Below are 24,004 nucleotides of genomic sequence, written 5' to 3' on the forward strand. Positions count from 1 at the left end.
TGCGCTGCGCGGTTTGCCGGCGCCTGCCGCGCCTGCGGCTGGCTTGTTGCGGCCGTTGCCGCCGCCACCGCCGCCCTGGCGCGGGTTGCGGTGCTGGCCGGCGCCGCTGCGCAGCTGGATAGGCTGGGCGCGCGCGTTCGGGTCCGGCTCGAAGCCGGGTATCACTTCACGCGTCAGCGTCTGCTTGATCAGCTTTTCGATGTCTTTCAGCATGCCGTGCTCGTCCACGCACACCAGCGAGACCGCTTCGCCGGTGGCGCCGGCGCGGCCGGTGCGGCCGATGCGGTGCACATAGTCTTCCGGCACGTTGGGCAGGTCGTAGTTCACCACGTGCGGCAGCTGGTCGATGTCGATGCCGCGCGCGGCGATGTCGGTGGCCACCAGCACTTGCAGCGTGCCGTCCTTGAACTCGGCCAGCGCGCGGGTGCGCGCCGCCTGGCTCTTGTTGCCGTGGATGGCCATGGCGCCGATGCCGTCGCCGCCCAGCTGTTCCACCAGCTTGTTGGCGCCGTGCTTGGTGCGGGTGAACACCAGCACTTGCGTCCACTTGTGGGCGCGGATCAGGTGCGACAGCATGGGGTGCTTCTTGTCGCGGTCGACCGGGTGGATCTTCTGCGCGATCACTTCCACCGTGGAGTTGCGGCGCGCCACTTCGATGGTGGCCGGGCTGTCCAGCAGAGTGTCGGCCAGGGCCTTGATCTCGTCCGAGAAGGTGGCCGAGAACAGCAGGTTCTGGCGCTTCGGCGGCAGGGCGGCCAGCACTTTCTTGATGTCGCGGATGAAGCCCATGTCCAGCATGCGGTCGGCTTCGTCCAGGATCAGGATCTCGACCTTGCTCAGGTCTATGGTCTTTTGCATCATGTGGTCCAGCAGGCGGCCCGGGGTGGCGACCAGGATGTCGACGCCATGCTTGAGCTGCTTGATCTGCGGGTTGATGCTGACGCCGCCGAAAATCACGGCGGAGTTCAGATTGGTGTACTTGCCGTACACGCGCACGCTTTCCTCAACCTGGGCCGCCAGCTCGCGGGTCGGGGTCAGGATCAGCGCGCGGATGGGACGGGCGGCGGTGCGGTTGCCCAGCTTGGCGCCATTCGCGTCGGTGGACAGGCGGTGCAGGATGGGCAGGGTGAAACCGGCGGTTTTGCCGGTGCCGGTCTGTGCGCCGGCCAGCAGGTCGCCGCCGTTCAGTACAGCCGGAATCGCTTGGGTCTGGATGGGCGTCGGCGTGGTGTAACCGGTTTCGGCGACAGCGCGAACGATGGCGTCAGACAGGCCAAGAGTAGTAAATGACATAGTAACTTTGTGTGAGGATCGGCTCATCGCCTTGTGGGCGCCAGTCAGAGGCAATCTGTAATTTCTCGGGGTGGCGGCCGTGGACTGGTTGAGTTGCCGCACCGCCGAGTATAACAGCTAGTTGTCATTCAAGTTGCGTTGCGGAAATGAAAAAGGGGCCGCAGCCCCTTTTATTTTGTAACAAACTTTGTTGACTTGTGTCTATATCATGCAAACTCAGCAAGCAGGCCGACCATCTGGCCGAAGACCTTCGGGCTGCCGGCGATGATGTTGCCTTTGTGCAGGTAATCGGACTCGCCGTTGAACTCGGCGATAATGCCGCCCGCTTCCGCCACCAGCAGCGCGCCGGCGGCGATATCCCAAGGCTTCAAGCCTTTTTCGTAGAAGCCGTCCAGGCGGCCGCAGGCCACGTAGGCCAGGTCGAGCGCGGCCGAACCGGCGCGGCGCACGCCCTGGCTGCGTTCGGCCATGATGCCGTACATTTTCAGGTATTCGGTCAGCGCGCCCGGGTTGCCGGCCTGGTAGCCGGTGCCCAGCAGGGCTTTGGCGATGCGGTCCAGCTTGCCCACGCGGATGCGCTTGTCGTTCAGGAAGGCGCCGGAACCTTTTTCAGCGGTGAACAGGTCGTTGCGCACCGGGTCGTAGACCAGGGCCAGCGTGATCACGCCGCGGTGCTGCAGCGCCATGGAGATGGCGTATTGCGGGAAGCCGTGCATGAAGTTGGTGGTGCCGTCGAGCGGATCGATGATCCACACGTACTCGCTCTCGTCGTTCACATTGGCCGATGCGCCGGATTCTTCGGCCAGGAAACCGTGGTCGGGGTAGGCTTTGCTCAGCACCTCGATGATGGCCTGTTCAGCAGCGGTGTCGACATCGGTGACGAAGTCGTTGTGTTGCTTTTCATTAACAATGACGCGATCCAGGTCGAAACTGGCGCGGTTGATGACGGCGGCGCCGCGGCGGGCGGCTTTGATAGCCGTGTTGAGCATTGGGTGCATGTAAGCTTCCGATTTAAAAAACGCTGCTGCCCGCCGGGCGCATTGCATCCAGGCAGGTTGGCGTGTGAACAATTATGAGAAAGAGCGGTGCGGGAACGGGTTGGAATGGTTAGAATGCCACCGAAATCCACCTCAGACGCGCGTAATGGCGCTATTTTAAATGAAGCAGCCCGAAAACACAGCGACTCTTTTTCAACGCCTACGAATAATTTTGGTGGAAACTAGTCGTCCTGGCAACATTGGCTCGGTGGCGCGCGCCATGAAGACCATGGGTTTTGCCGAGCTGGTGCTGGTCACGCCGCGCTTCGAAGGCATGCTGGAGCACGAGGAGGCGGTGGCCTTTGCCAGCGGCGCGCAGGACATCCTGGCGTCGGCGCGCATCGTGGGCAGCATGGCCGAGGCGCTGGAGGGCATCAACTTCGCGGCGGCCGTGTCGGCCCGGCTGCGCGAATACTCGCCGCCGGTGCTGGCGCCGCGCCAGTTCGCCGAGCAGGCGGCGGCCGGCGCCGAGCTGAACGCGGCGCTAATCTTCGGCAACGAGCGCTTCGGGCTGCCGAACGAGATCGTGGAAAAGTGCAATGCGCTGATCAATATTCCGGCCAATCCGGATTATTCCTCGCTCAATCTGGCGCAGGCGGCGCAGGTGCTGGTGTATGAATGCCGCATGGCCGCGCTGGCGGCCCAGGGGGCCTCGAAGGCGCCGGTGGCCGCCGAGGCGCCCGCCATCGGCTTCCAGGGCGAGGCGGCCAGCCTGGCGCAGATCGACGGCATGTACGCCCATCTCGAGGAGGCGCTGGTGGCGATCGGCTTCCTGGACGCGAACAATCCGCGCAAGCTGATGCCGCGCCTGAAACGCATGTTTTCCCGCGCCCAGCTGGAGACCGAGGAAGTCAACATCCTGCGCGGCATTGCGCGCAAGATCATGGACGCGAAGTCCAAAAGCTAGTCCAGCTCGAACGGCGCCGCATGGCCGGCGTAGATCCGGTCCATGATGGCCTGTTCGCGCCCCACCACGGCGGCCACGAAGGCGCGCGCCTGCTTCATGCGCTTGAAGGACGAAAATCCCCGCTCCAGGAATTGCTGCAGGCTGCCCAGTCCGGCCAGCTTGGCCGGGCCGCGCATGAGCATCAGCGTGGTGCTCAGCATGGGCACGCGCACCAGCTGGCTGAGCGACTCCCCCAGCGCCTGCACCAGCTCCAGCTGGCGCGCGCGGTCGTCCGGGGCGAGGGCGCCGCGGTAGGCCTGGATGTAGTCGTCCTCCGTGAATTGCGGGCCTAGCAGGCGGGCCATGGCCGTGTCCAGGCGCTCGGCCAGCGCGTCCAGGCGCATCGCTTCGGTGATGGTTTGCAGGGCGTCTGCCGGCAGCACGCGCTGCATGGTGGGGGCGATGCGCTCGAGGTCGGTGTCGCGCTGGCTCAGGTCGTGGGTGCCGTATAGTTCTTCGAGGAAAAACAGCGCCGCGTCGCGGGTGTCCGGCGCGGCCAGCAGGTCGGCGTGGGTGCGCGCCAGGCGGGCGGCCTGGAAGGTTTTCAGCGCCAGGCGGGCCGACGCCAGCGCCGGATCGCGCCCGGCGGCCTGGCGTTCCAGCCGGGCGGCGCGCAGCTGCTGTTCCAGCGGACTTGGGTTGGCTTGTGTCTTCATGCATGCGTTTTTACCAGAAGCAAATAGATGCGTGGCTCTATTTTTGCACGCGGGGCGGGCGGGGGCTTTGGCGTACACTGGGTTTGGCGGTGCATTGGATTCGGCGGGTTACGCTTCGCTAACCCGCCCTACGCCGCGCACGCCGCCCTACGAAAATATTCAGGATATAAATAGAGACATGCTGAAACGCAGAACCTTTTTGAAGACCGGCGTGCTGGGCGCGCTGGCGCTGGCGGCCGGGGGCGCGCTGTACCGCTCGGTGCAGGGCGCCGCGCCGCTGCAGCGCTACGTGCTGGACGGCGAGGCGCGCGCCGTGCTGGTGGCGATTATTCCGGCCATTGTCGGCCCCATGCTGCCGCCGGCGGGCGCGGCGCGCGACGCCGCCGTTTCCCGCACCACGGACGGGATTCAGCAGGCGGTTGCCAGCTTGCCGCTGAGTACGCAAAAGGAAGTGCAGGACCTGTTCGGCCTGCTGGCGCTGGCGCCCGCGCGGCGCTTGCTGGCGGGCGTGCCGGCCTGGCGCGACACCACGCCCGAGCAGGCCGCCGCCTTCCTGCAGGACTGGCGCCTGCACCGGCTGGAGATGCTGCAAACGGCTTACCACGCGCTGCATGACCTGGTGCTGGGCGCCTGGTATGCCGACCCGGCCAGCTGGGCCGGCGCCGGCTATCCCGGCCCCATCAAGGAGCTGAGCTGATGAGCGCAACGCATAACATCATCCCCGACCCTATCCGCGCCGGCCTGGCGGCGGGCTGGGATGTGGTGGACTGCTCCGCCCTGGAGCGCGACCGCGGCTTCGACGCCGACGTGGTGGTGATAGGCAGCGGCGCGGGCGGCGGCGTGACGGCCGAGCTGCTGGCGATGGCGGGCCTGAAGGTGCTGATCCTGGAGGAGGGCGCGCTGAAGTCGTCCAGCGATTTCAAGATGCGCGAGGCGGACGCCTATCCCACGCTGTACCAGGAGGCCGGCGCGCGCAAGACGCGCGACAAGGGCGTCAACATTCTGCAGGGCCGCACGGTGGGCGGTTCCACCACCGTGAACTGGACCTCCAGCTTCCGCACGCCGCCGTCCACGCTGGGGTACTGGCAGCGCAATTTCGGCCTGACGGACTACTCGCCGGAAGCGATGGCGCCCTGGTTCGCCATGATGGAGCAGCGCCTGCACGTCACGCCCTGGGAGGTGCCGCCCAACGAGAACAACGACTTGCTGCGGCGCGGCGCGGCCAGGCTGGGCATACCCACGGCGGCCATCCGGCGCAATGTGAACGGCTGCTGGAACCTGGGCTATTGCGGCATGGGCTGTCCCACCAACGCCAAGCAGTCCATGCTGGTGACCACCATTCCGTCCGCGCTGGAGAAGGGCGCCACCTTGCTGACGCGGGTGCGCGCCGAGCAGCTGGTGTTCCGCAACGGCCAGGTGGACCATTTGCTGGCCACGCCGCTGTCGGCCAGCGGGCAGGCGCCCACCGGCAAGCGGGTGATGGTAAAGGCGCGCCATTATGTGGTGGCGGGCGGCGCCATCAACACGCCGGCCCTGCTGCTGCGCTCGGGAGCGCCCGATCCGCACGGCTTGCTGGGCAAGCGCACCTTTTTGCATCCCACCGTGATTTCGGCCGGCCTGTTCGAGCAGCGCGTGGACGGCTACGCGGGTGCGCCGCAGTCGATTTATTCGGACCACTTCCTGGAAACCCAGGCCATCGACGGCGCCGTCGGCTACAAGCTGGAAGCGCCGCCGCTGCATCCGCTGCTGCTGTCGACCACCATGGCCGGCTTTGGCGAGCAGCACGCGGCCATGATGCGCCAGTTCCCGCACGCGCAAGGCCTGCTGGCGCTGCTGCGCGACGGTTTCCATGCCGAAGCGCCGGGCGGCACCGTGGCGCTGAACCGGCATGGCGAGCCGGTGCTGGACTACCGCATCACGCCGTTCATGTGGGACGGCGCGCGGCGCGCCTTGCTGTCCATGGCCGAGATCCAGTTCGCCGCCGGGGCGCGCAGCGTGCTGCCGGTGCACGAGCTGGCGCAGAGCTACACCAGCTGGAGCCAGGCGCGCGAGGCCATCAACGCGCTGCCGTTCAAGAATTTGCTGATGCGGGTGGTGTCGGCGCACGTGATGGGCGGCTGCGGCATGGCGGCCGATGCGCGCCACGGCGTGGTGGACGGCAAGGGGCGCTATCACGGCGTGGGCAATCTGTCCGTGCATGACGGCTCGCTGTTCCCCACGTCGATCGGGGCCAATCCGCAGTTGTCGATCTATGGCATCACCGCCCGCCTGGCCAGCGGCCTGGCCGAACAGCTGACCGGCAAGCCTGCGCCTAAGTATGCAGCGGGCGCCGCCGTGCCGCTGGTGCGGGCTGCCTGAGGCTGCCATGCTGCGCCGCCTGCTCTTCGCCATCCTGCTGCTGCAGCTGTGCTTTGGCCTGGCGGTGGCCGGCCTGGCGGTGTTCGCGGGTGTGCTGCTGGGCTGGTCCGGTCCGGGCTGGCCGGCCGCGCTGCTGCTGGGCCTGGCCAGCGTGGTGCTGGTCCGACTAGTGATTTCTAGTAACAATTTCCGCATGGCGCGCCGCGCCGGCGGGCCGGTTCCGGCGCCGCACGCGCTGTCGCCGGCCGCTTCGCTGCGCATGTTTTGCCGCGAATTTTCCTCCTCCATGAAGCTGTCCTCGTGGACGGTGTTGCGTCCGCGCAGCACCTTTCATCTTGCTGCCGGCAATGCCGAACTGCCGGTGCTGCTGGTGCACGGCTATGCCTGCAACGGCGCCTATTGGGGCCGGCTGGCCGCGCTGCTGCGCCAGGCCGGGCGCAGCTACCTGGCGGTGGACCTGGAGCCGCTGGGCGCGGGCATAGACGACTACGCGCCGCAAATAGAAGCGGCGCTGCAGCGGCTGTGCGCCGCCACGGGCCAGCCGCAGGCCGTCGTGGTGGGCCACAGCATGGGCGGCCTGGTGGCGCGCGCGCATCTGCGCGCTTTCGGCAGTGCGCGCGTGGCCCGCGTGATCACCGTGGGCACGCCGCACCACGGCACCGCGCTGGCCGGATTCGGTCCCGGCCTGAATGCGCGCCAGATGCGCCGCGGTTCGCCTTGGCTGGCGCAGCTGGCCGCGTCCGAAGCGCCTTCGCTGCGCGCGCTGATCGTTTCAGTGTGGTCGCATCACGACAACATCGTGGCGCCGCAGAATTCCGGCCATTTGCCGGGCGCCCGCAATGTGGAACTGGGCGGCATAGGCCACGTTGAACTCGGCTACCACCCCCAGGTACTGCGTTTTGTTCTGGACGAAATCACCCAAATTTCACCAAATTTTGCAGTTTCAGAAACAAAATAGACAGCCCGCCAGTCCTTAGGTAGACTGCATTGGATAGAGGCAATCCATAGCGTGCTCATCTTGCCCTGGCTGTCCGGGTGCTTGTGACTATTGGTGAGATTCCGCGCGCCCGGTTGCTGTATGGTTATGCATGCATGCCCAGCACAAGGCAAGACGATGCCAACTGACTTCGCTAAGCTGATTCTGGAGGAGTTGCCCGACGCGGTTATCGTAACCAGGGAGGGCGGGGAGATAGTATGCTGGACGCGCCGCGCGCAAGCGATGTTCGGTTACACGCAGCAGGACGCGCTGGGCCGCCGGCTGTATCAGTTGCTGCTGCCGGCCGGGCAGGACGACGATGGCCTGGCCATCGAGCAGCACATCACGCAGCATGGCCACGCGCGCTACGAGGCGCTGTGGCAGCATCAGAACGGCACGCCGCTGCCAGTCGATTGCGCGGCCCAGATCATCAACGCCGACGGCTGTACCCTGATACTGAGCACCGTCCGCGACCGCCACGACCGCCAGCGCCTCGACCTCGCGCTGGCCGCAAAGAATGCAGAACTGGACCATGCCCGGCGCGTCACGGATACCTTCCTGGCGAGCATGTCGCATGAGCTGCGCACGCCGCTCAACGCCATTATCGGCTTTGCCGGCACGCTGCTGATGAAGCTGCCCGGCCCGGTGACGCAGGAACAGGACCGCCAGTTGCGCACCATCCAGGCCAGTGCGCGCCAGTTGCTGGCCTTGATAAACGATTTGCTTGACCTGAGCAAGATCGCTTCGGGTAAAGTGGAGTTGACGCTGGAGCAGCTGGAGTGCCACGCGCTGATCGCGGAGCTACTTCCAGTATTCCAGCCGCAAGCGCACCAGAAGGGATTGCAGTTCGATTTCAACGCACCGAAGGACGCGCTGCATGTATGCTGCGACCGGCGGGCCATGCAGCAGATCGTGAGCCGGCTGGTGAACAACGCCATCAAGTTCACCGACAGCGGCGCGGTGCACATCGAGCTTGGTATGGCCGACGTGGACGGACGGGCTTGCGCCACCGTCAGCGTCAGCGATACCGGCGCCGGCCTGGCCCCGGACCACCAGCGCATGCTGGCGCAGGCGTTCAGCCGGCTTGGCGGCGGGGGGCAGTTCGAGGGCACGGGCCTGGGATTGCAGTTGAGCTTGCAGCTGGCGCAGCTACTGAATGGGCGGATCAGTGTGGCCAGCCACCTGGGGCAGGGCAGCGTGTTTACGCTGGCCGTGCCGCTGGCGGCGGCCCAGTCTGCCGTAAGAATGACTTAACCGGGAGTGCAAACGTGTCCGCACGCATCCTTATCATAGAAGACAATCCGACCAATATGGAGCTGATGGTGTATCTGCTCAACGCCTTCGGCTACACGCCGCTGATTGCGCATGACGGCGAGGAGGGCGTGGCCACCGCGCGGCGCGAGCTGCCCGATCTGATCATCTGCGACGTGCACCTGCCCAAGCTGGACGGCTACGGCGTGGTGGCCCAGCTCAAGCAGGATCCTGCGCTGCGGCCCATTCCGGCGCTGGCCGTGACCGCGCTGGCCATGGTGGGCGACCGCGAGCGCCTGCTGGCGGCCGGCTTCGACGGCTATATCGGCAAGCCCATCGAGCCGGACACCTTCGTGGCGCAAATCGAGTCTTTCTTGCCGGGGGAGATGTCGCCCCCGGTTAAAAACGACATCGCCACCATCCTCATCGTGGACGACCACGTGCTCAACCGCGAGTTCCTGATGACGCTGCTGGGCTACGGCGGCCACCGCCTGCTGGAGGCCTCCAACGGCGCCGAGGGCCTGAAGATGGTCAGCGCCGAACGGCCCGACCTGGTCATCTCCGACATCCTGATGCCGAATATGGACGGCTACGAGTTCGTCACCCGCATGCACAGCAATCCGGACACGGCGCATGTGCCCATCATCTTCTACACCGCCACCTACCGCGAGCGCGAGGCGATGGCGGTGGCCGAGGCCTGCGGCGTGCGCTGGGTGCTGCCCAAGCCGTCCGACCCGGACGTGATATTGCGCACCGTGCGCGAGGCGCTGGGCGTGCTGCCGGACGGCGAGGACGACGTGCCGCAGTTCTCGCCCGAGCCGCCCAGCGGCGGGCGCTATCTCGGCATCGACAACAAGGTGGCCGAGTATCTGGGCGAGCTGGAGTCGAGCAGCGCGCTGCTGTCGCAGATCGCCAGCAACGGCGAGTCGCCGCACGCCAGCGCCGAGCCGCTGACGTCGATGACCGAGCGCCTGTCGCGCTCCCTGTCCAGCCTGCAGGCGGTGAGCCTGCGCCTGACCGCGCTGATCGAGCTGGGCATAGAGCTGGGGGCCGAGCGCGACCCGCAGGCGCTGATCGAAGTGGGCTGCCGCGTGGCGCAGAATATCTGCGTATCGAAGTACGCCTGCATCGGCGTGCTGGAAGCGGGCGCGCAGGAGCTGAGCCATTTCGCCGCCTGCGGCGTGGGCCAGCAGGCGCGCCTGATCGCCTCCACGCCGCGCGCCGGCGTGCTGGGCGGGCTGCTGGAGCAGCGCCAGCCGGTGCGCATCGACGCGCTGGCCGGCGACCCGGCCGCCATCGGCCTGCCGCCCAGCCATCCGCCGGTGCACTCCTTCCTCGGCGTGCCGATCGCCTCGCGCGAACGCATCCACGGCTGGCTCTACCTGGTGGACAAGCTGGGCGCGGACAGCTTCAGCGAAGTGGACGAGCGCGTGGCCGCCACGGTGGCGGCGCAGATTTCGGTGGCTTATGAAAACCTGCTGCTGTACGACCAGATCCGGCGCCACCACGCCCAGCTGCAGCTGGACATGAACGCCCGCATCCGCCTGGACGAGGACCTGCGCCGCTTCCGCCTGGCCATGGACGCCACCGCCGACGCCATCTTCCTGGTGGACCGCGCCGGCATGTGCTTTGTGGACGTGAACGCGACCGCCTGCCGCATGCTGGGCTATTTGCGCGAGGACTTCCTCAAGGTAGGTCCGAACAAGTCGGTGGACGGCGACCTGCGCCGCCTGGAGGACTTGTACGACAAGCTGCTGGCCGGCGACCAGAGCGGCGCCATGGCCGAGCTGCTGCTGCAGCGCAAGGACGGCTCGCCGCTGTCGGTGGAAGTGCAGCGCCGCACGCTGCGCTCGGGCCAGAGCTGGATCCTGGTGGCGGTGGCGCGCGACATCACCGAGCGCAAGGAAGCCGAGCAGCGCCTGCTCAAGCTGGCCCACTTCGACACCCTGACCGGCCTGCCCAACCGCAGCCAGTTCTACGACTCGCTGACGCACTCGCTGCACCAGGCGGCCGAGCACAAATGGGCGCTGGCGGTGCTGTTCCTGGACATGGACCGCTTCAAGAACATCAACGACACGCTGGGCCACACCATAGGCGACGAGCTGCTGCGCCAGTTCTCCAGCCGCCTGGTCGACTGCCTGCGCGTGCGCGACACCATAGGCCGTTTCGGCGGCGACGAATTCGCCGCCATCCTGATGCTGCCCGAGGGGGCGCAGAACGCCATCGCCGTGGTCGACAAGATCCGCGAATCGATGCGCAAGCCCTTCGACCTGAAGGGCCACGAGGTGACGGTGACGGCCAGCATCGGCATCTCCGTCTTCCCCGACGACGGCGCCGACGCCGATACGCTGATACAGTACGCCGACACCGCCATGTACCGCGCCAAGGCGGCCGGGCGCGACGCCTTCCGCTTCTTCACGGCGGAGATGAACGCGCAGTCGCTGGCGCGGCTGGACCTGGAGAACGCGCTGCGGCGCGCCATCGACAACGACGAGTTCGTGCTGTACTACCAGCCCAAGATCGATATCGGCAGCGGCCGCGTGAGCGGCGCCGAGGCGCTGATACGCTGGAAGCGGCCCGGCCACGGCATGGTGTCGCCGGCGCTGTTCATCCCCATCCTGGAGGAGACCGGGCTGATTGTGCGGGTGGGCACCTGGGTGCTGAACGAGGCCTGCCGCAAGATCGCCGAATGGGGCAGGACCCGCATCGGCGCGGTGCACCTGTCGGTCAACGTGTCCGGCATCCAGTTCTTCGTGGGCGGGCTGGAGGAGGAGGTCATGCGCGCCATCAAGCAGCACGATATCGCGCCCGAACTGCTGGAGCTGGAGCTGACGGAAAGTTCGCTGATGTCGAACGCCGAGGAAACCATCACGGTGCTGCAGAACCTGAAGAAGCTCGGCATCCAGATTTCCATCGACGATTTCGGCACCGGCTATTCCTCGCTGGCCTACCTGAAGCGCTTCCCGATCGACAAGCTGAAAATCGATATCGCCTTCGTGCGCGAAGTGACCAGCAATCCGGACGACGCGGCCATAGTGCTGGCCATTATCAACATGGCGCACAGCCTGAAGCTGCAGGTGATCGCCGAGGGCGTGGAGCGCGACGCGCAGCTGGCCTATCTGCGCCGCCACAATTGCGACGAGATGCAGGGCTATTACTTCAGCCGCCCGCTGCCGGAGGACGAGTTCGAGGCCATGATGAGGGAAGGCAAATACCTGCAGGCGCCGGTGGACGAGGTCCAGGCCGACCAGCAGACCTTGCTGATCGTCGACGACGACGCCTTCATGCTCGACGTGCTGAGCGACTTCCTGGCCCAGGACGGCTACCGCATCCTCACCGCGCAGACGGCGGCCGAGGGCTTCGACGTGCTGGCGCGGCACAAGGTGCAGGTGATCCTGTGCGACCAGTGCATGCCTTTGATGAGCGGCACCGAGTTCATGGAGCGGGTGAAAAACCTGGCGCCGGACACCTTCCGCATCATGCTGTCGGCCTATGCGGACCTCACGCCCATCATGGCCGCCATCAATCACGGCGCCATCGACCGCTTCTACACCAAGCCGTGGAAAGGCGCGGTGCTGCGCGAGAACATCAAGGAAGGCTTCCGCCTGCACAGCCAGGTGCACGGCGGGCCTTCGCAAGCGGCGGCGTAAGCCGGTGTGCGCGCAGCGCCTTTCGCGCAGGACGGCGCTGCGGGCGCTGCCGCTGGTACTGTGCCTGGTGCTGCTGGCCGCCGGCGCGGCCAGGGCGCAGGAAGCGCCGCTGCGCATCTACGGCATGGAGAGCAAGCCGGTCAGCTTCATGGGCGCGTCCGGCCCCTCCGGTATCGTGGTGGAGGTCGCGCAGCACATCCAGCAGCGGCTGGGACGCCGCGATCCGATAGAAATCGTACCCTGGGCGCGCGCCAACACGGTGGCCATGAACCAGCCCAATGTCCTGCTGCTGTCCATCATCCGCACGCCGGAGCGCGAACGGCGCCTTACTTTTGTCGGCCCGATTTTTGTCGGCTATATCTCGGTCTTCACCCGCAAGGGCGAGGCGGCCAGGATAGCCGCCATGGGCGACGGCATCTACCAGCTGCGCGGCGGCGCCCGGCGCGGCAGCGTGTTTGTGGAGCGCGCGCGCGGCATGGGCTACACCGTGACCGATGAACCCGTGAGTTCGGAGCTGGCCGCGCGCATGCTGATGAGCCGCCGTTTCGACCTGTGGTTCGACGGCGAGGAAATCATCGGCCATGCGCTGGAACAGGCGGGCTACACGCGGGCCGACGTGGAACTGGTTCGCCAGCTCAGCATGGACGATGTGAATTTCGCCTTTTCCGCCGGCACCGCGCCCGCCACCGTGCAGGCCTGGGACGCTGCGTTGCGCGAGATGAAGCGCGACGGCAGCTTCCAGAAGATCCACCGCAAATGGCTGCCGCACTATCCGCTGCCGGCCGACGCCCGGGGCGGCGAACTCAAACATCCCTGAACGGAAAGAGTAATATTGCGGCTAGGGCGATCACTCTACTGGCGGGAATATGCATGCATCGGGAAGACTATCGCGGTTACTGATTATGCTGGCGCTGACGGCCGGCGCGGCCCGCGCTGCGGACCACGAACCCGCGCTGGTCATCTACGGCATGGAGAGCAAACCTATCTGCTTTACCGAGAACGGCAAGCCGGCCGGCTTTGCCGTTGAACTTGCCCAGCAGGTGACATACCGTTTGAACCGGCACGACGACATCAAGGTGGTGCCCTGGGCACGCGCCAGCGCCATGGCGCTGGCGGCCCCGAATGTGATGGCGCTGACCATGGTGCGCACGCCCGAGCGCGAGCTCACGATGCGCTTTGTCGGCCCCATTTTCAATTCCTATATCGCCATTTTCGCCAGCAAGTCCCAGGCGCCGCAACTGCGCGCGCAGGGCAGGGGGGCCTGGCTGGCGCTGCGCGGCGCCGCCCGGCGCGGCAGCGCTTTTATCGCCATCGCGCAGCGTCATGGCTACCGCATCACGGACGAGACCAACGGCTCCGAATCGGCAGCGCGCATGCTGGTGCAGGGAAGGTTCGACCTGTGGTTCGAGGGAGAGGAAATCGCCATGGAGGCCGCCCGGGCGGCGGGCCTGCGCGATGGCGAGGTGGAACTGCTGCAGCGCCTGGAAACGCAGGAAGTGAATTTTGCCTTTTCCAGGGCCACGCCGGTGGCCACGGTGCAGGCCTGGGAGGCCGCGCTGCGCGACATGAAGCGCGACGGCACCTTCCAGAAGCTGCACCGCAAGTGGCTGCCCGGCTACCCGCTGCCGGGCGAGGCCAAGGCCGGCGTGCCGGCCAAGGCGGGCCACTAGCTTAGAAGTGCACGCCCCGCAGAAGCTGCTGCATGGCGATCTGCTCGGACGACATCTGCGGCGCCTTCTTGCCTTCGCCTTTGGCCGCGTCCGAATCCGGGAACATGCGGAAGCTGGTGTTCAGCACGATCTGCGCCACGCGCGGCATGATGGCGTGCAGCACCTGGCCGAAGATGCCCACGCGGGTGGCGATGCGCACCGGCTTGTACACGATGGCGTTGGCGACCAGGTCGGCCGCTTCCTCCGGCGACAGGGTCGGCACGTTCTGGTAGATCTTGGTCGGCGCAATCATCGGCGTGCGCACCAGCGGCATATTGATGGTGGTGAACTTGATGCCCAGATCCTGCAGCTCCGACGAGGCGCAGCGCGTCCACGCGTCCAGCGCCGCTTTCGAGGCCACATAGGCCGAGAAGCGCGGCGCATTGGTCAGCACGCCGATGGACGAGATGTTGATGACGTGGCCGCGCTTCTTGGCCGTCATCGACGGCAGCAGCGCCATGGTCAGGCGCAGCGCGCCGAAGTAGTTCAGCTGCATGGTGCGCTCGAAGTCGTGGAAGCGGTCGTAGCTCGCTTCGATCGCGCGGCGGATGGAGCGGCCGGCGTTATTCACCAGCACGTCCACGCCGCCGTGGTTGGCGATCAGCACCTGGGCGAAGCGGTCGCAATCGGCCATGTCCGACAGGTCGGCAGGGTAGGTGATCAGCTCGAAGCCGCGCGCTTCCACTTCCTTCTTCGCTTCCAGCAGCTTGTCCTCGTCGCGGCCGCAGATGATGGTGATGGCGCCCGCTTCGGCCAGCTTGTGCGCCGCCGCCAGGCCGATGCCGGACGAGCCGCCCGTCACCAGCACCACCTTGCCGGCCACCTGGCCGCGCAGCGTGTGGTCGATGAACAGGTCCGGATCCAGGTTGCGCTCCCAGTAGTCCCACACCGGCGCGGCGTATTTTTCCAGCGGCGGGCAGGCGATGCCGGTGCCCTTCAGCGCTTGCGCGGTGTCGCGGTTGTCGAAGCGGGTAGGGTAGTTCACGAAGGTCATCAGGTCCGGGGGCAGGCCCAGGTCCTTCATCACGGCGTCGCGCACGCGGCGCACCGGCGACAGCGCGAACACGCCTTTCTTGATCGACTTCGGAATGAATCCGAACAGCGCGGCGTTGATGCGGATGCTCATCGTCGGCGCGTGCGCGGCGCGGCAGAAGGTGTTCAGCACTTCGCCCACGCGCATAGGCTCGGGGTCGGTCAGGTGGAAGGCACGGCCGTCCAGCTTGGGCAGGTGGGAAATGTGGTCCATGGCGTTGACCACGTAGTCCACCGGCACGATGTTGATGCGGCCGCCTTCGATGCCGATGGTGGGCATCCACGGCGGCAGCAGCTGGCGGATGCGCTGTATCAGCTTGAAGAAGTAATAGGGGCCGTCGATCTTGTCCATTTCGCCGGTCTTGGAATCGCCCACCACCAGGCCGGGGCGGTACACCCGCCACGCGCCCTTGGTTTCATTGCGGACGATTTTCTCGGATTCGTGTTTGGTGGCGAAATAGGGATGGTCGAGATTCTCTGCTTCGTCGAACATGTCTTCGCGGAAGATACCTTCGAACATGCCGGCGGCGGCAATCGAGCTCACATGGTGCAGCGTGCCGGCCTGGATGGCGTTGGCGAAATCGACGGTATTGCGCGTGCCTTCCACATTCACCGCGATCTGTTCCCCGGCGTCCGCCAGCATGTCGTAGACGGCGGCCAGGTGATAGAAATGGTCGATGGTTTTGGCTAGCTTCTTGATATCGTCCTTGGAGACGCCGAGCTTGGCGCTGCGCAGGTCGCCGAATACCGGAATGGCGCGGGCTTTGGTGGTGCCCCAATATTCATACAGGCCGGCCAGCTTGTCGCGGCTGCTTTCGCGCATCAGGAAATAGACGACGCTGCCTTTGCGCGCCAGCAGTTTTTTCACGAGGCGCTTGCCGATAAAACCGGTGGCTCCGGTAACAAAATATTGCATCAAGTCTCTCCTTTATTCTTAGGTATTTGCTGCGGACAATCATTACAGGATGGGCAACAAATGGCAAGCGCTGTTGCATAGTTGATTAGAACCGGCGCTCTACCCCATTAGAAGCCCATCTCTAGAAATGGGGCCTAGAATGATTTCATCAAAAGTAACGATCCAACCCAACGAAGTCCCACTGGAGCCCACTATGGTAAAGAAATTGAAATCCCTGGCGAACGCCGACGACAAGCAATTGGCCAGCGCAGTGCGCAATTCGGCCCAGCAAATCTGGCAAGCCGGCCTGGGCGCTTTTGCCAAGGCACAGGAAGAAGGCGGCCGCGTGTTCGCCAAGCTGGTCAAAGAAGGCAATGCGCTGCAGCAGCGCACCCGCGACCTGGCGGAAGACAAAGTATCGGAAGTGCGTGAAACGGTGTCCGGCGTGGGCAAGCAAGCCGCCGGTTCGTGGGACAAGCTGGAGCAGGTGTTCGAAGACCGCGTGTCGCGCGCCCTGGGCACCATCGGCGTGCCGACCCAGAAGGACGTGCAGGAACTGAACGCCCGCGTTGAGGCGCTGACCAAGGCCGTGGAAGCACTGACCGGCAAGAAGCTGGCCCCGGCCAAGGCCGCGCCGAAAGCCGCTGCAAAAACCGCCGCTAAACCAGCAACCAAGCCAGCAGCCAAGCCAGCCGCCAAGGCCGCGCCGAAAGCCGCCAAGCCAGCCGCTAAAGCCGCCAAGCCTGCAGCAAAAACCGCTGCCAAGCCAGCCGCCAAGGCCGCCAAAGCCGCAGCCAAGCCTGCTGCCAAAGCCGCCAAGCCGGCAGTGAAGGCCGCTCCAAAAGCCAAGGCTGCCCCCAAGGCCCCGGCGATTGCCTTCCCAACCGCTGAATCGGTAAGCGCCGCCAATAAAGCCGCTTAAGCAAGCCGGCTGTAACAGTTCCCTCGGTCCTCCTCCCCCGGTCCGTTCGCGGACCGGGTCCGAGGGAAAGCTGCAATGAAAGTCTATGCCTAGAAAACCCGCTGCCGCGCCTGCCGTGGCACCCAAGGTCGGCCTGGCCCTGGCCGGCGGCGGACCGCTGGCCGTCGTCTACGAGATAGGCGCCCTGGCCGCGCTGGCCGAAGCCATTGAAGGCCTGGACCTGAACGACGCCGAAATCTACGTCGGCGTCAGCGCCGGCGCCATCATCAGCGCCGCCCTGGCCAACGGCTACACCCCGCACCAGATGTGCCGCCTGTTCGTCGAGAGCGATGTGGACGATCCGCACGCCCCGGCCGGCGCCATGCTGTTCAAACCCGAAACCCTGCTGCGTCCCGCCCTGCGCGAGTTCGGCCGCCGCGCGCGCATGCTGCCCGGCCTGCTGGCCGGCGGCGCGCTGCACTATGCGCGCCAGCGCGGCAGCCTGGCATCGTCCTTCGAGCGCCTGACCGAAGCGCTGCCGGCCGGCTTCCTGTCCGGTGACGCCATAGGCAATTTCCTGAAGGCCGCCTTCGCCGCCCAGGGCCGCAGCAACGACTTCCGCCAGTTGCCGCGCAAGCTGCGCATCGTCGCCACCGACCTCGATACCGGCAAAGCCGTTTGCTTTGGCGAGCCCGGCTGGGACGACACGCCGATCTCGGTCGCCGTGCAAGCCAGCTCCGCCGTGCCCGGCTTGTTCCCGCCGGTGGAAATCGGCGGCCACCATTTTGTCGACGGCGCGCTGCGCAAGACCATGCACGGCTCCATCGCGCTCGAGCACGGTGTGGACCTGCTGTTGTGCGTGAATCCCATCGTGCCCTACAACGCCCGCTTCAGGCAGGGCGCGCGCAAGCTCACCAACGGCGGGCTGATCGACGTGCTGTCGCAGACCGTGCGTTCCATCCTGCACTCGCGCCTGGAGACCGGGCTGGCCAGTTACCAGGTCAGCCATCCGGACGTGGACATCCTGCTGTTCCAGCCCAGCGAGGACGATGCCGAGCTGTTCTTTACCAATATGTTCAGCTATAACAACCGCCGCCGCACCTGCGAGCAGGCCTACCAGAACACGCGGCTGATGCTGTGGCAGCAGCGCCACGAGCTGGGCCCCAAACTGGCGCGGCACGGCATGCGGCTGAAGCTGAACGTGCTGGAAGACAGCAGCCTGACCCTGGTGCGCCAGCGGCCGCGCCGCAAGGCGCTGGGACGGCTGGATGCGGCCCTGTCCGACCTGGAGCGCTACCTGAAAGTAGCGCATGGGCGCTGACCGGTACGCCGTTTCTAAAAGCGCATCATCGGTGTTATCCTTGCGGGAACAAAAACAAAGATCATCCGCCATGCTACAGAAAGCACCTCGCCGTACCCGCGAACGAATTCTCGAATTATCCCTGCGCCTGTTTAATGAATTCGGCGAGCCCAATATCACGACGACGGTGATCGCCGAGGAGATGAATATCTCGCCCGGCAATCTGTACTACCACTTCCGCAACAAGGACGACATCGTCAATTCCATCTTCACGCAATTCGAAGGGGAGATAGAACGCATACTGCAAGTGCCGGACGGCCGCCGCTCCAATATTGAAGACGTGTGGCTGTATCTGCATTTGATGTTTGAACTGATCTGGCGCTACCGCTTTTTCTACCGCGACCTGAACGACCTGCTGTCGCGCAACCGCAAATTGGAGCTGCATTTCAAGCAGATCCTGGCGCACAAGATCAAGGTCGCCAAGCAGCTGTGCGAAGACCTGCGCAGCGAAGGCTCGCTGGAAGCGTCGGACGCGGTGATCGAGGCCATGTCCACCAATATGGTGGTGGTGGCGACGTATTGGCTGTCCTACGAATATGTGCGCAACCCGCGCAAGTACAGCGAGCAGCAATCGATGGCGGACGCGCTGGCGCGCGGCTGCTACCAGGTGCTGTCGCAAATCGGCCCCTACCTGCGCAATGAAACGCAGCTGCTGTTCCAGAAACTGTCGGAAGAATACCTAAAAAAGATAAGCTAAGGAGATAAGCATGGCATGGAAGACCTTCCCGCATCCTGAAGACACTTACGTCTACACGGCAGCCAGCCTGAAAAAAGCCTGGCCGCGCCTGCACGCCAACGACGCCGAACCTTATCCGGCCAAGGCGGAACTGGTGCAGGCCTGGATCGCCTACCATGCCGGCGAGTTCGAGAAAGCCGCCGAGCTGGGCCTGGCGCTGGGCGCGGACGGCTACTCGGTAGCGCACCGCGCCACCTGCATCTACGCCACCTATCTGGAACCGAGCGAAAAGAAAAAGCTCGCCATCTTCCAGGAAGTGGCCGAGCGCTGCGAACAGCAGCAGCAAGAGCAGCCCAAGAACGCCGCCGCCTACTACTGGCACGCCTACTCGCTGGGCCGCTACGCGCAGGGCATCTCGGTGGTCAAGGCGCTGGCGCAGGGCATAGGCGCCAAGGTCAAGAACAGCCTGGACATGGCCATCAAGCTGGCGCCCAAGCACGCCGACGCGCACATTGCGCTGGGCAGCTACCACGCCGAGATCGTCGACAAGGTGGGCGCCATGATAGGCGGGCTGACCTACGGCGCGAAAAAGGAAGAAGGCTACAAGCTGTTCAAGAAGGCGCTGGAGCTCAATCCCGACAGTGCTATAGCGCGCATCGAATACGCCAATGCGCTGGCCATGCTGGACGGCAAGAAGAAAATGGACGAAGCTGTCGCCTTGTACGAAGAGGCAGCCGCATTCGAGGCGCGCGACGCGAACGAGCGGCTGGACGTGGAACTGGCGAAGGCCGAGATCGAGGAAGAATAAGTGAAATCGTTGTGTGTGTACTGCGGCGCCAATAGCGGCGCCACGCCGCGCTATGCGGAAGCGGCCAGGGCGCTGGCGCGCGGCATGGTGGAGCGCAACCTGTCGCTGGTGTACGGCGGCGGCAATGTCGGCCTGATGGGCGTGATCGCGGACGAAGTGCTGCGCCTGGGCGGCGAAGTGACGGGCGTGATTCCCACCGCCCTGGTCGAGCGCGAAGTGGGGCACACCGGGCTGACGCGCCAGTTCATCGTCAAGGACATGCACGAGCGTAAAGCCATGATGGCGCAGCTGTCGGACGGCTTTATCGCCATGCCCGGCGGCATGGGCACGATGGAAGAACTGTTCGAGATGCTGACCTGGTCGCAGCTCGGCATCCACAGCAAGCGGGTAGGGTTGCTGAATGTGGATGGCTTCTACGACAGCCTGGTAGGCTTCATCGGCCACGCCACCGGGCAAGGCTTCATCCGTCCCCAGCACGCCGAGCTGATGATGGTCGAATCGGTGCCCGGCACGCTGCTGCAGCGTTTCCTTTAACCCTGACCCCTTTTTGCATTTCAGCAGCTACCAGAGCTTGCTGCCGCTGATGTCGAGCTGCGTCAGGTAGAGGCGCAGGTCGAACTCGTATTGGTGGTAGTTCGGTTCCATATAGGTGCACAGCTTGTAGAAGGCTTTGTCGTGCTGCTTTTCCTTCACGTGCGCCAGCTCGTGCACGGCGATCATGCGCAGGAATTCCAGCGGCACTTCCTTGAACATGGTGGCCACGCGGATTTCGTGCTTGGCTTTCAGCTTGCCGCCCTGCACCCGCGAGATGGACGTGTGCAGCCCCAGCGCGTGGTTGATCACGTGGATCTTGCTGTCGAACGCCACCTTGTCGATCGGCGAGGCGTTGCGCAGGTGCTCGGTCTTTAAATCCTGCACGTACTGGTACAGCGCCTTGTCGGTGCGGATGTCGTGCGCGCTCGGGTAGCGTTTTTTCAGCACTTCGCCCAGCCTGTCCTGCGCAATGAGTTGCTGGACTTGCTGCTGCATTTGCTCGGAATAGGCGCTGAGGTACTTCAGGGGCTGCATATACGGACTGCCGGATAGGTGGGGAGGCGAGAATGTATCATATTCCGCTATATAATCAGGTATATTGCGGTTTTCCATCCAGAAGGAGTACTTGATGCTGAAGAAGATTTGTCTCGCCGCCGCGCTCGCGTCGGCCATGGGCGGCGCCTTCGCTGCGGATATCACCGTGTCCGCCGCCGCCAGCCTGACCAACGCCTTCAAGGAGCTGGCGCAGGCTTATGAAGCCGCGCATCCGGGCGACAAGGTGCTGCTGAACTTCGCCGCCTCGGACGCTCTCGTCGCCCAGATCGCCAAGGGCGCGCCGGTGGACGTGTTCGCCTCCGCCGACCAGGATGCGATGGACAAGGCCACGCAGCAGCAGTTGCTGGCCGCCGGCAGCCGCAAGAACTTCGTCAGCAATACGCTGGTGCTGGTGGTCCCGTCCGCCAGCACCTTGCCGCTGAAAACCCTGGCCGACCTGCGCCTGCCCGCCGTGGCCCGCATCACCATGGGCAACCCGGCCGGCGTCCCGGTGGGCCGCTACAGCAAGGAAGCGCTGGAGGCGGCCGGCCTGTGGGCCGCGGTCGAGCCCAAGCTGGTGTTTGGCACTTCGGTGCGCCAGAGCCTGGACTATGTGGCGCGCGGCGAAGTGGACGCCGGTTTCGTCTATGCCACCGATGCGCTGGTGATGAAGGACAAGGTGAAGGTCGCGCTGCCGGTGCCGACCACCACGCCGGTGCTGTACCCCATCGCCGCCATCCGCACCGCGCCTAACGCGGCCGGCGCAAGCGCCTTCCTGGCGTTCGCGCAGGCGCCGGCCGGGCAGGCCATCCTGGCGAAATACGGCTTCGGGCGTCCGTAATAGATGCAGTCCGCATGGATCGCCCTTGCCCTGTCGCTGAAGGTGGCGCTGTGGGCCACGCTGCTGGACGTGGTGTGCGGCGTGGCCTTCGGCTACCTGCTGGCGCGCTGCCGTTTCCCCGGCCGCGACATGCTGGACGCGCTCCTGACCCTGCCCATGGTGATGCCGCCCACGGTGCTGGGCTACTACCTGCTGGTGCTGATAGGCCGCAACGGCCCGATAGGCCACTGGCTGCAGCAGCACTTCGGCATCAACCTGATTTTCACCTGGCAGGCGGCGGTGATCGCCGCCGCCGTGGTGGCGTTTCCGCTGGTGCTGAAGGCGGCGCGCTCCGCTTTTGAAACGGTGGACACGCAGCTGGAGGACGCCGCGCGCGTGCTGGGCGTCTCGGCCATCGGCGTGTTCCTGCGCGTGACCTTGCCGCTGGCCTGGCGCGGCGTGCTGGCCGGCACCTTGCTGGCGTTTGCGCGCTCCATGGGCGAGTTCGGCGCCACGCTGATGGTGGCCGGCAGCATCCCCGGCAAGACGCAGACGCTGTCCATCGCGGTCTACGAGGCGGTGCAGGCGGGGCAGGACGACACGGCCAACCTGCTGGTCATTATCACCTCCGTCACCTGCGTCGCCGTGCTGGTGCTGGCCAACAAGCTCACGCCCAAGCGGGAAGCCTGATATGCAGATCCAGATCGACATCGCCAAGACCCTGCGCGCCGGCACGCGCGAATTCACGCTCAAGGCGCGCCTGCGCTCGGACAGCCGCCGCATCGTCATCTATGGCGCGTCGGGAGCGGGCAAGAGCATGCTGCTGAAAGCCGTGGCTGGCCTGATTACGCCGGACGCGGGCAGCATAGAACTGGGCGGACGCCGCCTGTTCGACAGTGCGGTGCGCGTCAACCTGCCGGTGCAGCGTCGCCGCGTCGGCTATCTGTTCCAGGACTATGCGCTGTTCCCGCATCTGAACGTGCGGCAGAATATCGTATTCGGGCTGAAGCAGGGCTGGTTCAATCCCTCGCCGCGCGCGCACGGCGAACAGCTGGAATACTGGCTGGAGGCTTTCCAGCTGCAGGCGGTGGCGCACCAGTTTCCGTCGCAGCTGTCGGGCGGGCAGCGGCAGCGCGTGGCGCTGGCGCGCGCGCTGATCGCCGACCCGGCCGCACTGCTGCTGGACGAACCCTTTGCCGCGCTGGACCCGGTGCTGCGCGTGCGCATGCGCGCGGAGCTGGACGCCTTGCTGGCGCGCCTGGGCATCCCCATGCTGATGATTACCCATGATCCGGAGGATGCGCGCATCTTCGGCGACCATGTGCTGACGATGGCCGACGGCGCCATTGTCGAAGAAAATAGGGAGGGAGGCCGCCATGGCTGACAAAGATCAAGAACAAGGGCAGGAACTGGCTCTGCAAGGCAAAGTCTGGATGACGGTGGGCGGCCAGCAGCTGGGCGGTACGGACCGCGTGGCGCTGCTGGCCAGCATTGCCGAGCACGGTTCAATCACGCAGGCTGCCAAGGCCGTCAAGATGAGCTACAAGGGCGCGTGGGACGCCATCGAGGCGATGAACAATCTGGCCGGCGAACCGCTGGTGGAACGCCTGGCGGGCGGCAAGGGCGGCGGCGGCACGCGCCTGACCCGGCGCGGTGCGCAGCTGGTGGAGAATTTCCGCAAGATAGACCGCGAGCACCGCCTGTTCGTCGAGCACCTGAGCAGCCAGTCGCATGCGCTGGCCGATGATTTCCTTTTGATCCAGACCATGAAAATGAAGACCAGCGCGCGCAACCATTTTGCCGGCACCGTGGCCGCCATCAAGGCCGGTGCGGTGAATGATGAAGTGAGCATAGACATAGTGGGCGGGCAGCGCATCGTCGCCATCATCACGCGCGAGAGTACGGAAGCGCTGCGGCTGGCGGTGGGCTCGGCCGCGTTCGCGCTGGTGAAGGCGACCTCGGTGATCGTGGCGGTGCACGCCGACGGGACGCGGCTGTCGGCGCGCAACCAGCTGAAAGGCGTGGTGTCGCGCCTGGTGCCGGGCGCCGTGAATGCGGACGTGAGCATCGCCTTGCCGGGCGGCGGCACCATAGGCGCCACCGTGACGCTGGAAAGCTGCGCGGCCCTGGCACTGAAGGAGGGCATGGAAGTGACCGCCTTGTTCAAGGCCTCCAGCGTCATCGTCGGCGCACCGGGCTAGCAGCCGGGCCGGCCGGCGCCCTCATTTTTCTTCTGGTTTGTCGGCGCCCTGGCGGTTGCCGGCAGCGCGGCTGGCTGATTGGCGGCTGGCGGACTGGCGGCTCTCACCGCCCTTGCGGCCGATTTCCGCCATGTGCTCGCGGTCGCGGCTGACTGCTTCGCCGCCTTTCTGGCCGGCGCGGCGCGCTTCTTCGGAATCGAACTCGTGCGCCGTGCCTTTCTGGTGCGCGGCCTGGCCGCCCTTGCTCGCGATGCTGCGCTGCTGCGCTTCATCCATTGCCGCAAAGCCCCGTTTTGCCGTGCCCTTGGTGGTGCTGCTTTTGCCTTGTTCGCTTGTAGCCATGACCTTCTCCTTGATCTTAGTGAGT

23 protein-coding genes are annotated in these 24,004 nt (G+C 65.5%); 17 read left to right on the forward strand and 6 right to left on the reverse strand.

Annotated features, from left to right (window positions below; all coding sequences use genetic code 11):
• Together GTP77_RS26195 and GTP77_RS26200 are read right to left on the reverse strand one after the other, a co-directional pair.
• Nucleotides 1–1,293: DEAD/DEAH box helicase (locus tag GTP77_RS26195; RefSeq protein WP_161075100.1), on the reverse strand; the 1,293-nt coding region annotated here is incomplete at its 3' end.
• A 206-nt stretch (nt 1,294–1,499) separates the two neighbouring features.
• Nucleotides 1,500–2,282, reverse strand: a complete 783-nt coding sequence (locus tag GTP77_RS26200) for an inositol monophosphatase family protein (protein ID WP_161075139.1) — start codon at nt 2,280–2,282, stop codon at nt 1,500–1,502.
• Nucleotides 2,283–2,451: 169 nt separating this feature from the next.
• On the opposite strand from GTP77_RS26200, the gene GTP77_RS26205 reads away from it, so the two are divergent.
• Nucleotides 2,452–3,237 (forward strand): RNA methyltransferase, encoded by a 786-nt coding sequence (locus GTP77_RS26205; RefSeq protein WP_161075101.1) that lies wholly within the window; start codon nt 2,452–2,454, stop codon nt 3,235–3,237.
• On the opposite strand, the gene GTP77_RS26210 is transcribed toward GTP77_RS26205, so the two are convergent.
• Nucleotides 3,234–3,932, reverse strand: coding sequence for a DUF8198 family protein (locus tag GTP77_RS26210; RefSeq protein WP_161075102.1), 699 nt, complete (start codon nt 3,930–3,932; stop codon nt 3,234–3,236). The genes GTP77_RS26205 and GTP77_RS26210 overlap by 4 nt on opposite strands.
• A gap of 178 nt (nt 3,933–4,110) precedes the next feature.
• On the opposite strand from GTP77_RS26210, the gene GTP77_RS26215 reads away from it, so the two are divergent.
• From GTP77_RS26215 to GTP77_RS26245, 7 genes are all read left to right on the forward strand, one after another.
• Nucleotides 4,111–4,629, forward strand: coding sequence for a hypothetical protein (locus GTP77_RS26215; RefSeq protein ID WP_161075103.1), 519 nt, complete (start codon nt 4,111–4,113; stop codon nt 4,627–4,629).
• Nucleotides 4,629–6,290, forward strand: coding sequence for a GMC family oxidoreductase (locus tag GTP77_RS26220; protein WP_161075104.1), 1,662 nt, complete (start codon nt 4,629–4,631; stop codon nt 6,288–6,290). The genes GTP77_RS26215 and GTP77_RS26220 overlap by 1 nt, the downstream gene beginning before the upstream one ends.
• Before the next feature lie 7 nt (nt 6,291–6,297).
• Complete coding sequence (locus GTP77_RS26225) at nt 6,298–7,248, forward strand: esterase/lipase family protein (RefSeq protein WP_161075105.1); 951 nt, start codon at nt 6,298–6,300, stop codon at nt 7,246–7,248.
• A 156-nt stretch (nt 7,249–7,404) separates the two neighbouring features.
• Nucleotides 7,405–8,520: a PAS domain-containing sensor histidine kinase gene (locus tag GTP77_RS26230; protein ID WP_161075106.1), complete on the forward strand. Its 1,116-nt coding sequence runs from the start codon at nt 7,405–7,407 to the stop codon at nt 8,518–8,520.
• 14 nt (nt 8,521–8,534) lie between these two features.
• Nucleotides 8,535–12,167 (forward strand): EAL domain-containing protein, encoded by a 3,633-nt coding sequence (locus tag GTP77_RS26235; RefSeq protein ID WP_161075107.1) that lies wholly within the window; start codon nt 8,535–8,537, stop codon nt 12,165–12,167.
• A gap of 4 nt (nt 12,168–12,171) precedes the next feature.
• Nucleotides 12,172–12,984 carry a substrate-binding periplasmic protein gene (locus tag GTP77_RS26240; protein WP_228895870.1) on the forward strand — a complete coding sequence of 271 codons (813 nt, stop codon included), beginning with the start codon at nt 12,172–12,174 and terminating at the stop codon, nt 12,982–12,984.
• 85 nt (nt 12,985–13,069) lie between these two features.
• Nucleotides 13,070–13,837 carry a substrate-binding periplasmic protein gene (locus GTP77_RS26245; protein WP_229202379.1) on the forward strand — a complete coding sequence of 256 codons (768 nt, stop codon included), beginning with the start codon at nt 13,070–13,072 and terminating at the stop codon, nt 13,835–13,837.
• Between the two features lies 1 nt (nt 13,838).
• Here the strand turns inward: GTP77_RS26245 and GTP77_RS26250 are convergent, their stop codons facing one another.
• On the reverse strand, nt 13,839–15,824 hold the full coding sequence (locus GTP77_RS26250) for an SDR family oxidoreductase (RefSeq protein WP_161075109.1): 1,986 nt from the start codon (nt 15,822–15,824) through the stop codon (nt 13,839–13,841).
• A gap of 193 nt (nt 15,825–16,017) precedes the next feature.
• Between GTP77_RS26250 and GTP77_RS26255 the strand changes: the two genes are divergently transcribed.
• The 5 genes from GTP77_RS26255 (at nt 16,018) to GTP77_RS26275 (ending at nt 20,082) form a co-directional block, all read left to right on the forward strand.
• Complete coding sequence (locus GTP77_RS26255) at nt 16,018–16,725, forward strand: phasin family protein (protein ID WP_161075110.1); 708 nt, start codon at nt 16,018–16,020, stop codon at nt 16,723–16,725.
• Nucleotides 16,726–16,810: 85 nt separating this feature from the next.
• On the forward strand, nt 16,811–18,025 hold the full coding sequence (locus GTP77_RS26260) for a patatin-like phospholipase family protein (protein ID WP_161075111.1): 1,215 nt from the start codon (nt 16,811–16,813) through the stop codon (nt 18,023–18,025).
• Between the two features lie 70 nt (nt 18,026–18,095).
• Entirely contained in the window at nt 18,096–18,761 is a 666-nt protein-coding gene (locus GTP77_RS26265) for a TetR/AcrR family transcriptional regulator (protein WP_161075112.1), read from the forward strand.
• Nucleotides 18,762–18,771: 10 nt separating this feature from the next.
• Nucleotides 18,772–19,548, forward strand: coding sequence for a tetratricopeptide repeat protein (locus GTP77_RS26270; RefSeq protein WP_161075113.1), 777 nt, complete (start codon nt 18,772–18,774; stop codon nt 19,546–19,548).
• Complete coding sequence (locus GTP77_RS26275; RefSeq protein ID WP_161075114.1) at nt 19,549–20,082, forward strand: TIGR00730 family Rossman fold protein; 534 nt, start codon at nt 19,549–19,551, stop codon at nt 20,080–20,082.
• Nucleotides 20,083–20,109: 27 nt separating this feature from the next.
• Here the strand turns inward: GTP77_RS26275 and GTP77_RS26280 are convergent, their stop codons facing one another.
• Entirely contained in the window at nt 20,110–20,616 is a 507-nt protein-coding gene (locus GTP77_RS26280; protein ID WP_161075115.1) for a YgjP-like metallopeptidase domain-containing protein, read from the reverse strand.
• Nucleotides 20,617–20,710: 94 nt separating this feature from the next.
• On the opposite strand from GTP77_RS26280, the gene modA reads away from it, so the two are divergent.
• Genes modA through GTP77_RS26300 form a run of 4 tightly spaced genes read left to right on the forward strand, consistent with a single transcriptional unit; the run spans nt 20,711 to nt 23,637 of the window.
• A complete protein-coding gene (gene modA / locus GTP77_RS26285; RefSeq protein ID WP_161075116.1) occupies nt 20,711–21,457 on the forward strand; it encodes a molybdate ABC transporter substrate-binding protein in 747 nt (248 codons plus the stop codon).
• Between the two features lie 3 nt (nt 21,458–21,460).
• Complete coding sequence (gene modB / locus GTP77_RS26290) at nt 21,461–22,126, forward strand: molybdate ABC transporter permease subunit (RefSeq protein ID WP_161075117.1); 666 nt, start codon at nt 21,461–21,463, stop codon at nt 22,124–22,126.
• A gap of 1 nt (nt 22,127) precedes the next feature.
• On the forward strand, nt 22,128–22,820 hold the full coding sequence (locus GTP77_RS26295; protein WP_161075118.1) for an ATP-binding cassette domain-containing protein: 693 nt from the start codon (nt 22,128–22,130) through the stop codon (nt 22,818–22,820).
• On the forward strand, nt 22,813–23,637 hold the full coding sequence (locus GTP77_RS26300; RefSeq protein ID WP_161075119.1) for a TOBE domain-containing protein: 825 nt from the start codon (nt 22,813–22,815) through the stop codon (nt 23,635–23,637). Before GTP77_RS26295 ends, GTP77_RS26300 begins: the two co-directional genes overlap by 8 nt.
• Before the next feature lie 21 nt (nt 23,638–23,658).
• On the opposite strand, the gene GTP77_RS26305 is transcribed toward GTP77_RS26300, so the two are convergent.
• On the reverse strand, nt 23,659–23,979 hold the full coding sequence (locus GTP77_RS26305; protein ID WP_161075120.1) for a KGG domain-containing protein: 321 nt from the start codon (nt 23,977–23,979) through the stop codon (nt 23,659–23,661).
• Nucleotides 23,980–24,004: the final 25 nt, after the last annotated feature.

The sequence above is a fragment of the Pseudoduganella aquatica genome (genome assembly GCF_009857595.1).
Classification (GTDB): Bacteria; Pseudomonadota; Gammaproteobacteria; order Burkholderiales; family Burkholderiaceae_D; genus Rugamonas; species Rugamonas aquatica_A.

What these genes read in the sequence shown, in the direction of transcription:
- GTP77_RS26200 (WP_161075139.1), bottom strand. Translation starts at nt 2,282, where the DNA reads ATGCTCAACACGGCTATCAAAGCCGCCCGCCGCGGCGCCGCCGTCATC.
- GTP77_RS26205 (WP_161075101.1), top strand. Translation starts at nt 2,452, where the DNA reads ATGAAGCAGCCCGAAAACACAGCGACTCTTTTTCAACGCCTACGAATA.
- GTP77_RS26210 (WP_161075102.1), bottom strand. Translation starts at nt 3,932, where the DNA reads ATGAAGACACAAGCCAACCCAAGTCCGCTGGAACAGCAGCTGCGCGCC.
- GTP77_RS26215 (WP_161075103.1), top strand. Translation starts at nt 4,111, where the DNA reads ATGCTGAAACGCAGAACCTTTTTGAAGACCGGCGTGCTGGGCGCGCTG.
- GTP77_RS26220 (WP_161075104.1), top strand. Translation starts at nt 4,629, where the DNA reads ATGAGCGCAACGCATAACATCATCCCCGACCCTATCCGCGCCGGCCTG.
- GTP77_RS26225 (WP_161075105.1), top strand. Translation starts at nt 6,298, where the DNA reads ATGCTGCGCCGCCTGCTCTTCGCCATCCTGCTGCTGCAGCTGTGCTTT.
- GTP77_RS26230 (WP_161075106.1), top strand. Translation starts at nt 7,405, where the DNA reads ATGCCAACTGACTTCGCTAAGCTGATTCTGGAGGAGTTGCCCGACGCG.
- GTP77_RS26245 (WP_229202379.1), top strand. Translation starts at nt 13,070, where the DNA reads ATGCTGGCGCTGACGGCCGGCGCGGCCCGCGCTGCGGACCACGAACCC.
- GTP77_RS26250 (WP_161075109.1), bottom strand. Translation starts at nt 15,824, where the DNA reads ATGCAATATTTTGTTACCGGAGCCACCGGTTTTATCGGCAAGCGCCTC.
- GTP77_RS26255 (WP_161075110.1), top strand. Translation starts at nt 16,018, where the DNA reads ATGGTAAAGAAATTGAAATCCCTGGCGAACGCCGACGACAAGCAATTG.
- GTP77_RS26260 (WP_161075111.1), top strand. Translation starts at nt 16,811, where the DNA reads ATGCCTAGAAAACCCGCTGCCGCGCCTGCCGTGGCACCCAAGGTCGGC.
- GTP77_RS26265 (WP_161075112.1), top strand. Translation starts at nt 18,096, where the DNA reads ATGCTACAGAAAGCACCTCGCCGTACCCGCGAACGAATTCTCGAATTA.
- GTP77_RS26270 (WP_161075113.1), top strand. Translation starts at nt 18,772, where the DNA reads ATGGCATGGAAGACCTTCCCGCATCCTGAAGACACTTACGTCTACACG.
- GTP77_RS26280 (WP_161075115.1), bottom strand. Translation starts at nt 20,616, where the DNA reads ATGCAGCCCCTGAAGTACCTCAGCGCCTATTCCGAGCAAATGCAGCAG.
- modA (WP_161075116.1), top strand. Translation starts at nt 20,711, where the DNA reads ATGCTGAAGAAGATTTGTCTCGCCGCCGCGCTCGCGTCGGCCATGGGC.
- modB (WP_161075117.1), top strand. Translation starts at nt 21,461, where the DNA reads ATGCAGTCCGCATGGATCGCCCTTGCCCTGTCGCTGAAGGTGGCGCTG.
- GTP77_RS26295 (WP_161075118.1), top strand. Translation starts at nt 22,128, where the DNA reads ATGCAGATCCAGATCGACATCGCCAAGACCCTGCGCGCCGGCACGCGC.
- GTP77_RS26300 (WP_161075119.1), top strand. Translation starts at nt 22,813, where the DNA reads ATGGCTGACAAAGATCAAGAACAAGGGCAGGAACTGGCTCTGCAAGGC.
- GTP77_RS26305 (WP_161075120.1), bottom strand. Translation starts at nt 23,979, where the DNA reads ATGGCTACAAGCGAACAAGGCAAAAGCAGCACCACCAAGGGCACGGCA.